Annotated in this window: 13 protein-coding genes and 1 pseudogene; 12 read left to right on the plus strand and 2 right to left on the minus strand. The window is 29.7% G+C overall.

Going from position 1 to position 11467, the window contains the following annotated elements; all coding sequences use genetic code 11:
* Window positions 1-225: 225 nt before the first annotated feature.
* The 11 genes from rpmH (at window position 226) to AS157_RS06845 (ending at window position 9638) form a co-directional block, all read left to right on the plus strand.
* Window positions 226-360, plus strand: coding sequence for a 50S ribosomal protein L34 (gene rpmH, locus AS157_RS06795; protein WP_075666602.1), 135 nt, complete (start codon window positions 226-228; stop codon window positions 358-360).
* A complete protein-coding gene (gene rnpA, locus AS157_RS06800; protein ID WP_077290012.1) occupies window positions 342-737 on the plus strand; it encodes a ribonuclease P protein component in 396 nt (131 codons plus the stop codon). Before rpmH ends, rnpA begins: the two co-directional genes overlap by 19 nt.
* Complete coding sequence (gene yidD, locus AS157_RS06805; protein ID WP_077290013.1) at window positions 709-954, plus strand: membrane protein insertion efficiency factor YidD; 246 nt, start codon at window positions 709-711, stop codon at window positions 952-954. The genes rnpA and yidD overlap by 29 nt, the downstream gene beginning before the upstream one ends.
* Before the next feature lie 56 nt (window positions 955-1010).
* Entirely contained in the window at window positions 1011-2252 is a 1242-nt protein-coding gene (yidC, locus tag AS157_RS06810) for a membrane protein insertase YidC (protein ID WP_369819181.1), read from the plus strand.
* Complete coding sequence (jag, locus tag AS157_RS06815; protein ID WP_231450405.1) at window positions 2249-2929, plus strand: RNA-binding cell elongation regulator Jag/EloR; 681 nt, start codon at window positions 2249-2251, stop codon at window positions 2927-2929. Before yidC ends, jag begins: the two co-directional genes overlap by 4 nt.
* A complete protein-coding gene (locus tag AS157_RS06820; RefSeq protein ID WP_077290016.1) occupies window positions 2883-3224 on the plus strand; it encodes a cupin domain-containing protein in 342 nt (113 codons plus the stop codon). The genes jag and AS157_RS06820 overlap by 47 nt, the downstream gene beginning before the upstream one ends.
* Window positions 3217-4236, plus strand: coding sequence for a potassium channel family protein (locus tag AS157_RS06825; protein ID WP_077290017.1), 1020 nt, complete (start codon window positions 3217-3219; stop codon window positions 4234-4236). Before AS157_RS06820 ends, AS157_RS06825 begins: the two co-directional genes overlap by 8 nt.
* A gap of 180 nt (window positions 4237-4416) precedes the next feature.
* Window positions 4417-5787 (plus strand): type I glutamate--ammonia ligase, encoded by a 1371-nt coding sequence (gene glnA / locus AS157_RS06830; protein ID WP_077290018.1) that lies wholly within the window; start codon window positions 4417-4419, stop codon window positions 5785-5787.
* A gap of 101 nt (window positions 5788-5888) precedes the next feature.
* Window positions 5889-7274, plus strand: a complete 1386-nt coding sequence (locus tag AS157_RS06835; RefSeq protein ID WP_077290019.1) for a GGDEF domain-containing response regulator — start codon at window positions 5889-5891, stop codon at window positions 7272-7274.
* Entirely contained in the window at window positions 7271-8308 is a 1038-nt protein-coding gene (locus AS157_RS06840) for an endonuclease/exonuclease/phosphatase family protein (protein WP_077290020.1), read from the plus strand. The genes AS157_RS06835 and AS157_RS06840 overlap by 4 nt, the downstream gene beginning before the upstream one ends.
* Before the next feature lie 10 nt (window positions 8309-8318).
* The gene (locus tag AS157_RS06845) at window positions 8319-9638 is read left to right on the plus strand and encodes a GH1 family beta-glucosidase (RefSeq protein WP_077290021.1); all 1320 of its coding nucleotides are present in this window, start codon (window positions 8319-8321) and stop codon (window positions 9636-9638) included.
* A 61-nt stretch (window positions 9639-9699) separates the two neighbouring features.
* Here AS157_RS06845 and AS157_RS06850 read toward each other — a convergent pair whose 3' ends face one another.
* Entirely contained in the window at window positions 9700-10161 is a 462-nt protein-coding gene (locus AS157_RS06850) for a hypothetical protein (protein WP_075666613.1), read from the minus strand.
* 67 nt (window positions 10162-10228) lie between these two features.
* Here AS157_RS06850 and AS157_RS06855 point away from each other — a divergent pair, with 67 nt between their 5' ends.
* The gene (locus tag AS157_RS06855) at window positions 10229-11041 is read left to right on the plus strand and encodes a hypothetical protein (protein ID WP_231450407.1); all 813 of its coding nucleotides are present in this window, start codon (window positions 10229-10231) and stop codon (window positions 11039-11041) included.
* Here AS157_RS06855 and AS157_RS06860 read toward each other — a convergent pair.
* Window positions 11014-11467, minus strand: a pseudogene (locus tag AS157_RS06860) (alpha/beta hydrolase); the annotation flags it as partial. The gene AS157_RS06855 and the pseudogene AS157_RS06860 overlap by 28 nt on opposite strands.

Below are 11467 nucleotides of genomic sequence, written 5' to 3' on the forward strand. Positions count from 1 at the left end.
TTATTAAAGTTCTTAATCTACAATTTGTATGTAGCAATTTTTTTGTTTATTGTTAGAAAAGGTTATTCAAAGGTAATTCAAAAGTATTTTATTATATTTTTGTATCTATTTTTTGATTTCGGATTAGTCTCTTACTATTTTTGAAACAGACTCTATATAAGTTGATAAATAATTAAATTTATGATAACATATAAAAGGACAAAATTTAGAAAAGGAGGATAGTGTATGAAGAGGACATATCAACCATCAAGGATTAAGAGAAAAAGAACACATGGATTTTTAGCAAGAAAGAAGACTGCAGGTGGAAGAAGAGTATTGAAGAACAGAAGAAGAAAAGGAAGATGGAGATTAACAGTATAAGTGGAAATACCTTAAAAAAGCATGAACGCTTGAAGCTCAGGAAAGATTTTAAAAATATATTTGAAAATGGCAAAAGTATACAAAATAGTTATCTAGTAATTTTGTATGTAAATAACAGTCTAGATTATAGTAGATACGGTTTTTCGGTAAAAAAAAAGTTTGGTAAAGCCGTGAAAAGGAATAGATTGAAAAGATGGTTACGTGAAATTATAAGAAATAATAAAGGGATTATTCCAAAAGGATTCGATTATTTAATAATTGCTAGGAAACATCTTTCAAAAAATTTTGACAAGATATTATTTACAGAATTAAAAGATGAATTGTTAAAATTATTTGTGAGGATTAATGATGAAGAAAATAGTAATGTTAATGATTAGATTTTATCAAAAATTTATTTCTCCATTAAAACCACCGACGTGTATATATACTCCGACGTGCTCGGAGTATACTTATCGAGCGGTACAAAAATTTGGTGTACTTAAAGGTCTTTTCCTGGGCTTCAGGCGTGTTTTAAGGTGCAATCCTCTCTATAAAGGTGGGGAAGATCCAGTACCAGATGAATTTTATATAATCAGAAGGAGGCGGTCTAGTTGAAGAAAACGATTACCGTCATTTTTTTGTTATTGGCTTTTTTTGTGTTAGCAGGAACTATGACTCTTGAAGAAAGAACTGATGGTATTTACGTGTTTACTAAACTTGCAGAATATAAATTTGACTATAATGGTAATTTACAAGAAGTGTATAGAATTACTGAAAGAAGAACAAGATTATTTTTGTATTCTAATGATGGTTTTGATCTGGAAAATGTAAATTCGACTCCTACTTTTAAGTGGCAGGGATTAAAAGATGGAGAAAAATACTCTGAACTAACTTTGGTCTTTAATTATGGGAATATTGAAAAAATATTCAGTTTTAAAGAAGGTCCAAATTATACATTTAATGTTTCGATTGATTCTAATGATGAAATTACTGTATCAATTCCAAGGGTTGGTTACGAGGAAAATGATAGATTGCGCGATAATGTTTTTGTATCGTTTTATAATAAAGGAGATATTCTTTCTATAGTAAAATTTTCTGGGAAAACGTTAGGTGCAAATAAGGTGAAAGGTACAAATCTGAGATTCCTAGCGTATATTGGTCCTTATAAAAAGACCCTTATAAAAGATGCATTTGGAGAAGATTATTCCACGATTTCAGAGATGTTAAAAACAATTTCTGGGGTTGGAGGATGGTTTGATGTAATATTATATCCATTAGTTTACTTTTTTGGATGGATAAATAATTTTACTAAGAATTTCGGACTTACAATTATTGTTTTTACGATAATTGTCAGATTTATACTTTATCCATTGTATCATTCACAGACAAAGTCTATGATTAAAATGAGAAAAATGCAACCTATTGTGGAACAAATAAAGAAAAAGTATAAAGATCCTCAAAAACAGCAACAAGAACTTTTAAAGGCGTATAAAGAGAATAATATTAATCCAGCAAGTGGGTGTCTAATGGCGTTTGTGCAGTTGCCAATATTTATAGTTTTGTATCAAGTTATAAGGTATTATCAGGAAGAATTTGCATTTAATGGACAATTTCTCATATGGAAGGATTTAACAGCTGGGGGATTTTCAGCAAATTGGGTGTTTTTAGTTATACAAATTCTTGCAGGATATTATCTTGCATTGATTACAAGTCAGGATACAAGAACGGCATGGCAGAGTATAATTATGAGTTTTGTGTTCCCATTCCTGTTCATAGGATTGCCAAGTGGAGTGTTTTTGTATTACACTGCAAATACGTTAATTCAACTTGGAATAACATATTATATTTATAAAAAATACAAAATTAAAGGGTTAACACAAAGAGAACTCTGGGGCTTACCAAATAAGGGGTGAATAGCTTGAAGAAGTTAACATTGACTGGAAAGAGTATAGAAGAAATTTTGACAATTTTTGAGGAAAATATGGGTATTAAAAATGGAGAATATGATTATTTGGTTATAGATAAGGGTTCAAGTGGTTTTTTTGGCTTTTTAGCAAGAGATGCGGTTGTAGAAATTACCATAAAGAAAGAATACTATGAAAGAAGACTACAGGAATTTTTGAAAAATGTGATAAAATACTTTGATGATAGAATAGAAATAAGTGTGTTTTCAAAAAATAACAGAGTGTTTATTGCAAAAATTCAAGGAGAAGGTATTGGAAAGATAATAGGAAAACATGGTAAGGGATTAGGTGCTTTACAGCATATTGCAACAATATTTTTAAACAGACTTTCTGATATAAAAATCACGGTAATTATAGATGCAGGAGATTATAGAGAAAAGAGAAAAGAACTTATTAGGAGAATTGTAGGAAGTGCCGTAGAAAAGATTAGAAATGGTGCAAAAAGGATAGAACTTGATCCAATGTTTTCATTTGAAAGAAGATTAGTACACGAATTTTTGAAAAAATATCCAGATGTTGTATCTCATTCTGAAGGTGTTGAACCTTATAGATATGTGGTAATTGAAAGGAGGCATCTAAATGATAATATCAAAACCAGAAAAAGTAGAGCCTATAATAATAGATGATGGGAAAATTGAGAAAAGAATATTGATTGGTTCAAAGGATGGGGCTAAGAATTTTGTTATGAGACTTTTTAGATTAAAGCCCGGTGCGAATACACCATATCATTCGCATGATTGGGAACATGAAATTTTTGTGGTAAAAGGAAAGATCCAAGCAGTTACAAAAAATGAGAAATTTGAAGCTGAGCAAGGAAGTTTTATTTTTGTTAAACCCAATGAAGAACATCAATTTGTTAACGTTGGGGATGAATATGCTGAATTTATATGTATAATCCCTTATATACCGAACAATGAATGAGAACGTAGGAAAATTACTCATAAAACAAATTTTTCTTTTTACTGTATTAATATTAATAATATTAATAACGGGAGTCTTATATTACCATCTTTTTGAAGGGCTCCCGGTTGTTGATGCGTTCTTTTTTACAGCGATAACCATTTCAACGGTTGGCTATGAAATGCCAGAAACACTTTCCACCACTGGAAGAATCTTTACTTCTATTCTAATTTTTATGGGGATTAGTGTTGTTTTATATGGAATATCAAGTGTTACGGCAATTATTGTTGAAGGAAAACTTAGCGATTACATGAAAGAGAGGCGAAACAGAAAAATGATTGAAAAGATGCAAAATCATATTATTGTTGTTGGTGCAGGAAAAACTGGACAATATGTAATTGCAGAATTGATCAGAGAAAAGGAGAGTTTTTTAATAATAGATAAAAGCGAAGAAAATGTAAAGCGTTTATTGGAAATGTATAGTATAGAAGTTCCATATATAGTTGGAGATGCAGCGGAAGAGGATATATTGTTAAATGCTGGGATTTCAAAAGCAAAAGCATTAATAACAACACTTCCAGAAGATTCGGTAAATGTTTTTGTTGTATTAAGTGCAAGAACCTTGAACCCAAGTTTAACGATAATTTCCAAAGTTACTGATGTATCGTCAATTAGGAAACTAATATATGCTGGTGCAACTACAGTTGTAGCAGCTGCGGAAATTGCTGGTACTAGAATGGCAAGATTAACTACAAGACCAGAAAGTGTTAACTTTGTTGATTTGTTTGCATTTGGAAATGAGCAATATAGAATTGAGGAAATTAAAATAGTGAAAAACAGTGTGTTGGTAAATAAAAAGATATCTGATTTGGATATAGGAAAGAGATTCAAAGTTATGGTATTGGCTGTTAATAGAGAAGGCGATACAATTTTTGGCCCAAGCGGTGATTTGGAATTGCGAGAGAACGACGCTTTGATGATAATGGGAAGAAAAGAAAATATTGACGAATTTAAAAAATTTTCAGACATTTAATCCCACCTTTAGTTGTATTTATCCCAGATAAAATGTGAATAAAATAGTTAATGGGAGTATAAGCAATGTTTTTGGGTTATCTTTGAAAATATTGCTTATAATTATTTTATTCTATCCTTGTTAGTATAATTTTTGCGTGTTACACTATTAATGCAAAATATAATTTTTTGGAGGTGTGCTATGGAAATAAAAGAATTATTAAGTATTGTAGAACGTGAAAAAATTAATTTTATAGATTTGAAAGTAGTGGATATTTGGGGAAAGTGGAGACATGTAACACTTGCAAGGACAAATTTTTCTGAGAAGACATTTTGTGATGGTGTGGGGTTTGATGCGTCAAATTTGGGATATGCATCTGTAGAAAATAGCGATATGATTTTAATTCCAGATCCAGAAACAGCTTTTATTGAAAATGTTGGAGGAGAAAAAGTTTTAAGTTTAATTTGCGATGTTTATGATGCAAATACTGGGAAACCTTCTTATCATGATCCTAGAACGATTTTAAAATCTACACTTAATAGTATAAAAGATATAGCTGATGAGGTTTGTTTTGGTCCAGAATATGAATTTCATATTTTTGAAGATGTTAGATATAAAATTTCAAATAATGAAGTAACAGTACAAATTGATAGTAGAGAGGGATTTTGGAATTCTGAAGAAACAGGTGAGTATTTTATTGGAAAGAAAAAGGGTTATCATAGAATACCACCATTTGATACGTTGATGGAGGTAAGAAATAAGATAGTATCAAAGTTATTAGAGTATGGTATTCCGGTAAAATATCACCACCATGAAGTAGGAACTTGTCAAGTTGAAATTGAATTGAATTTTGTAAGCGCATTAAAAGCGGCAGATTATACATTGTTAGTAAAATACATTGCAAGACAAGTTGCAAAAGAGTATGGATTAATAGTAACATTTATGCCAAAGCCATTGTATGATGAAGCTGGGAATGGAATGCATGTGCATCAATATTTGATTAAAGATGGAAAAAACATATTTGCCGGTGATAAATTGTATGGTTTATCGGAAACAGCTTTATCGTACATCGCAGGATTATTAAAGCACGCGCCATCTGTTATGGCATTTACTAATCCAACTACAAATTCGTATAGAAGATTAGTACCTGGATATGAAGCACCTACCAACGCTGTTTTTGCCCTTGCAAATAGAACAGCGGCGATAAGAATACCTGCATATGTGAAAGATACCAAGAAGAAAAGAATAGAATTTAGGACTATTGATGCGTCATGTAATCCATATTTAGCGTTTTCTGCCATGATTTTAGCAGGAATAGATGGTGTAAAAAATAAAATGGATCCAACAAAAGAAGGATTTGGACCTTTTGAGAAAGATTTATATGTTGAAAATATTAAACCACTTCCATATTCGTTGACTCAAGCATGTCAGTCTTTGGAAAATGATAATGATTATTTAAAACTATTTCCAAAAGAACTAATAGAACATTGGATTAAATTGAAAATTTCTGAGGATAGGGAAATAATGTCAATTCCACATCCAAAAGAATTTGAAAATTATTTTGATATATGAAAATTAATTTTTTTGATATCCTCCGTTATGTAACGGAGGATTTTTTTTTATATCTGCAATTTGGTATAATATCAAGTAAGTAAGTTGATGGAGGGAAAATTGTGGAAAAATTATTGATTATTGATGATAGTAAATTTTGGCGGTCTGTAAGTTCAGATTTTTTTAAGGATTATTTTGATGTGTTTACAGCAGATTCTGGACTTGATGGTATAAAAAAGGCGTTTGAAATTTTGCCGGATATTATCATTACAGATTACAACATGCCAGATATTAATGGCATATTTTTATCGTTGGTATTGAGAAAATATGAAGCTTTTGAAAACTCTGGTATTTTTATTTTAACAAGTTCGGATGATAAAATTAATAATTTTTGGGCCCAAAAAAGTGGTGCAAATGGTTTTTATTCCAAAGCTATATTTAACAACAAAGAACAATTATCTTTTTTTGTTAATACTTTGAAAAATGGAGAGTTTTATACAAAAAAGATGCAGAATTATCAAACGATTACCCGTGATAAAATTTTTGAAATAGTAGAGGAAAGGTTAAAAGAAGAGGTATATGAAAAAGAAATTTTAAATCTTTTAAAATACATTAGAGATGAAGAATACTTAATTCTAAAACTTAAAGATCTCTTTAGCGAATTATTTTCATTCAACTCATTTCTGACACTTATCCTATCAGAAAGTGAAGCAAGACTTTATAGCTTTAATACAAATATCTCGAAAAGTCATGCAAAAGCGCTGATGTTATCGTATTTTGAAAGACCTACTATTCCAAACTCATGGAGTTTTTACGGGGATTTTAATGATGATAGTTTAAAGAAATTAAAGAATTTTGAAAAATATTTGGTTAAGTATGATAATAAAGAACATGCTTTATTGTTGTTTGAAAATGCAAGTTATGAATTTAAGAATGTTTTGGAATTAATTGGTGAAAGCTTGGGAATTGTTTTTTCTACTATTAACAATTTTAAAGAATACCTTTTTGCTTCTCAATTTGATTCACTTACAGGATTGTACAACAAAAAGGTTTTGATGCATAAAATTGAGGAATATATTGAAAAATATGGTGAAAATACTGTTTTGGCTATTTTTGATATTGATAACTTTAAATCAATAAATGATACGTATGGACATGTTGTTGGAGATAAAGTTTTAAAAAAGTTATCTGAGATATTTTTGAAAAATACTTCTGAAGAAGAAATATGTGCAAGATATGGAGGAGAAGAATTTGTTATTTTATTCAATGATTTTGATAAAGCGTTAAATAATATAGAAAGTATATATGATGAAATTAACGAATATAATTGGAGTGAAGTGTTAAATGACAATAGAAAGGTTACTATTAGTGGTGGAGTTGCAGTTTATCAATCTGGTTTGAAAATTACTGAATTTATTAATACTGCAGATGAACTGCTTTATGAGGCCAAAAGAAATGGCAAAAATAATTATTATGTTTTTGATAAATATGGGGAGGGAGTAGTATGAAAAAGATAGTTTTTTTTCTTTTGGTTATATTTTTTGTTATAGTTGCATATTTAGGGGGAGTAATATTGTTTGCAACTTTGTTTGATTATAGACCAGATAAGATTGAAGAAATTAGAGTGGAGAAAAATGTAAATAACTATTTAGATAAGGATGTTATAACTATTTTTAATTGGAATATTGGATATGCAGGTTTAGGGAAAGAAATGGATTTTTTCCTTGACGGAGGAAAAAACGCAGTTGTCCCAAAGAATTTAGTAAAAAGATACATTAATGGTGTTGTAAACGTATTAAAGAAATACAATTCTGATATATATTTGTTGCAAGAAATAGATGTAAATAGTAGAAGAACTAATTATATAAATGAACTAAGTTATTTAAAATCTATTGGAAAGTATAACATAGCGTTTGCATATAATTACAAGGTTTTATATGTTCCAGTACCATTTTTAAATCCTATGGGAAAGGTTTCAGCTGGGCTTGCTACATTTTCAAAATATGAAATTGATAAGGCGTTAAGGATATCATTGCCTGGGGAATATAGCTGGCCAACAAAGATTTTTCAATTAGATAGATGTGTATTGTTAACTAGGTTGAATAGAGGTAAAAAGGATTTGGTAATTTTAAATATTCATCCAAGTGCGTATGATACAGGTGTACTCAGAGAAAAGCAACTTAGATTTATCATGAAACTTGCTAATGACGAGTACAAAGAGGGAAATTATGTCATTATTGGTGGGGACTGGAACAGTGAGTTTTTTGAAGATAATAACTTCACTTTTACAGAAAAAAAACCTTCTTCATACATAAAGTTACCAGATTTTTTTAATCTAAATGGATGGAGTTGGGGAGTGGCTAAAAATGCACCAACAAATAGATCTGTGAGTTTTCCATATAAGGAAGGCGAAAACTTTGTGACGGTAATTGATGGATTTTATGTGTCGCCTAATGTGGAAATTTTAGAGGTAAAGAACTTGGATTTAAATTTTGAATATTCCGATCACAATCCAGTGATTTTAAAAGTGAGATTAAAGTAGGAGGTAAATTATGAGATTAAAAAGAAGTGATTTTCCAAAATGGTTTGTTTTTGGAGCCGCTACTTCAGCATATCAAATTGAAGGAGCTGTAGATGAAGATGGAAGGGAACATTCGATTTGGGATGTTTTTTCTCATATTAATGGAAATATAAAAAACAACGAAAATGGTGATATAGCCTGTGATCATTACCATAGATTTGAAGAAGATATAAGTATTATATCTGAACTCGGGCTTGATTCATATAGATTTTCCATTGCTTGGCCAAGGGTGGTAAAAAAAGATGGAAAAAAGAATGAAAAAGGCTTAGATTTTTACAATAGGTTAGTTGATAGATTATTAGAAAAAGATATAATTCCATTCGTGACTTTATATCATTGGGATTTACCTTACTATCTATATGAAAAAGGTGGGTGGCTTAGTGATGATATAGCGTATTATTTTAGAGATTATGCGGCTTTAATATTTGAAGAATTAGGAGATAGGGTAAAATATTGGATTACATTAAACGAACCTTGGTGTTCATCATATCTTGGGTATTTTATGGGAATACATGCACCAGGTCATAAAAATTTAAATGAAGCTATTAAAGTTGCACATAATCTTTTGCGTTCGCATGGTTATGCTGTTGAAGCATTTAGAGAGATTATCAAGGATGGTAGTATAGGCATTACAAATGTTGTAACAAAAGTAGAACCTGCAAATGAGAGGGAGGAAGATTATCAATTTGCACTTTTAGTTGATGAGTTAATAAATGGATGGTTTCATGATCCTATTGTATTTGGAAGATATCCAGAAAATGCAAAGGGATTTTTGAAAAGATTTGGAATAAAAATATATGAAAATGATATGGAAATAATTTCAAAGGATATAGACTTCTTTGGAGTAAATTACTATACGCGTCAATTGATTGAGTATTCACCGGAAAGCCCTTTTATGTACAAACAAGTAATTGGTAAACTTCCAAAAACGGAAATGAACTGGGAAATTTATCCACAAGGTTTATATGATATGTTGAAGAAACTGTATTTTAGGTATAAATTACCTCTTTATATAACGGAAAATGGAATGGCAGGACCGGACAAATTGGAAAATGAAATTGTAAACGATGACTATAGAATAGATTACTTGGAACAACATTTTAAAATGGCTTTAAAGGCAGTTAATGATGGAGTAGATTTAAGGGGATATTTTATATGGACTTTAATGGATAATTTTGAGTGGATTGAAGGTTATTCAAAAAGGTTTGGAATTATTTATACGGATTATAAAACTCAAAAGAGATATTTAAAAGAGAGTGCATTGTGGTTAAAAGAGTTTTTAAGTAATTAAAAAGATTAAGGAACATAAATATACTTCATGTTGTCTTGGAGTCGAAATCTATTATATAAGTTTATTTATCCAGATTAAATAGTTTTAATTGATCTTTTTTGGCTTTTTCTTTTCTTGATTTAAACCTTTTTATTACGGAGACAAACGTTTTGTTTTCTTTGTCGAGGATTAAATCGTCAAAAATTTTGGAATCTTCAACATCTATAAATATAAATTTATCATCGACATATTTGGGTACATTAACAATATATTTTTGACCATATCCTTTCTTATTTTTTCGCGCTACTGGGATTATTGCATTTAAGTTTAATAGTGCTTTGAATGAAAGTTCTATTGTTCCATATTTTACTTGAAAATATTCTGCAAGTTCTCTATACGAAATCCATGGGGTTATTTTTCTACCGGCTGCTATTGAAATGGAATACAAATATAAATATACTCTACCAGCATTTGCTGGTCTCACTTTCATAGAAAATTGCATTACAGGCATTGGTATAATTACGAATCTAGATTTTACTACCACAAAATCCCTCCTTTGTATCTATTATATCATATATTTATATGATATAATAAAATCAAGGGGTGGTTTTGTGAAAAAAATGATAATAATTTTTACTTTTATATTTTTTGTTGTTGCATTTGGAGAAGTTTCTGCAATTAGAAATAAACATAAAAAAGGTTTTTTTGTGGAGTTTTCCTCTATTGGATATGCATTGGAAGATAGTGAATTGTCATCACAACCACTTTTGGATATATTAGGAGCCTTTAATTTTAATTACAGACATTATTTGGGAGAGAATACTGTTTTAAATTTCACTACATATTTTATTGATCCACTGTTTATAGGAAAAGTATATATGCAAGAAGAAGTGAATTCGAATGAACAAGTGTATTTTTCATATTCTGAAAATTATATTTTTTCAAATTTCTTTTTTAAAGATTTTTCTTTTAAAACTTATTTTAATATCGTTTTACCTGGATTGATTACCAATCAAGGTTATGTTTTTGCATTGGTTCCAAAAGGGTTTGTTGGTATTGGAAGATATATCATGGATAACACGGAGATATTTGGAACTGTTGAATGTGGAACAATTTTTAATATATTTACTTCTAATCCGGATGAAGAAATGGATGAGTATGTTAGAAGATTGAGAGATGATTCTTTTTACTCGACATTAAAGTTGGGTTTAAATTGGTATTATGACAACTATTCAGGTATAGAGATTGGTTATAGATTTTTGCTATATGGGAAATCTGGTTATTTAAGTTTTCTCCAAGGTGTTTCTTTTACTGATTGGGTATATAATATTGTAAGTTTGTATTATCAGAGCAATAATCAAGAAACAATAATGATTCCATTTATTACCACGGATTACTATCTAACTTTTTCGACAAAATTTTGAGCTTTTAAAAAATTTATTCCTTTTTTAGTGATTATTCTTCTAAAAAGATACGAGGATTTATGACCAGATGGTATCAGTATTTTTTTTGCATTTGGAAAGAGATTGTATAAATCCTCAGATGCTTTTGATGGAATAATTTTGTCAAATAATCCTTTAAAGACTAAAACTGGTTGTTCGACAAATTTAGCGTAAGAAATAGGATCATAATGAAAACACGTAGGTTTTAATTTGAAAATTTCATTGATAGTTTTTATTTTTTTGAGTTCATTAAAAGAATTCTTTCTAAGATTAACACACTTTATTTCATCAAAGCATCCCCATTCGTTGCTATACATTTTATAACCTGTTCTTACTTTTTCAAGGTATGGTGAATACCAATTTATCCAACGCCAATTTCCGCCAGAAAAAGCAATTATTCCCGCTTTT

It is taken from the genome of Thermosipho sp. 1244, assembly GCF_018588215.1.
GTDB classification, from domain to species: Bacteria; Thermotogota; Thermotogae; order Thermotogales; family Fervidobacteriaceae; genus Thermosipho; species Thermosipho affectus.

What these genes read in the sequence shown, in the direction of transcription:
- rpmH (WP_075666602.1), top strand. Translation starts at nt 226, where the DNA reads ATGAAGAGGACATATCAACCATCAAGGATTAAGAGAAAAAGAACACAT.
- rnpA (WP_077290012.1), top strand. Translation starts at nt 342, where the DNA reads ATGGAGATTAACAGTATAAGTGGAAATACCTTAAAAAAGCATGAACGC.
- yidD (WP_077290013.1), top strand. Translation starts at nt 709, where the DNA reads ATGAAGAAAATAGTAATGTTAATGATTAGATTTTATCAAAAATTTATT.
- yidC (WP_369819181.1), top strand. Translation starts at nt 1,011, where the DNA reads ATGACTCTTGAAGAAAGAACTGATGGTATTTACGTGTTTACTAAACTT.
- AS157_RS06820 (WP_077290016.1), top strand. Translation starts at nt 2,883, where the DNA reads ATGATAATATCAAAACCAGAAAAAGTAGAGCCTATAATAATAGATGAT.
- AS157_RS06825 (WP_077290017.1), top strand. Translation starts at nt 3,217, where the DNA reads ATGAATGAGAACGTAGGAAAATTACTCATAAAACAAATTTTTCTTTTT.
- glnA (WP_077290018.1), top strand. Translation starts at nt 4,417, where the DNA reads ATGGAAATAAAAGAATTATTAAGTATTGTAGAACGTGAAAAAATTAAT.
- AS157_RS06840 (WP_077290020.1), top strand. Translation starts at nt 7,271, where the DNA reads ATGAAAAAGATAGTTTTTTTTCTTTTGGTTATATTTTTTGTTATAGTT.
- AS157_RS06845 (WP_077290021.1), top strand. Translation starts at nt 8,319, where the DNA reads ATGAGATTAAAAAGAAGTGATTTTCCAAAATGGTTTGTTTTTGGAGCC.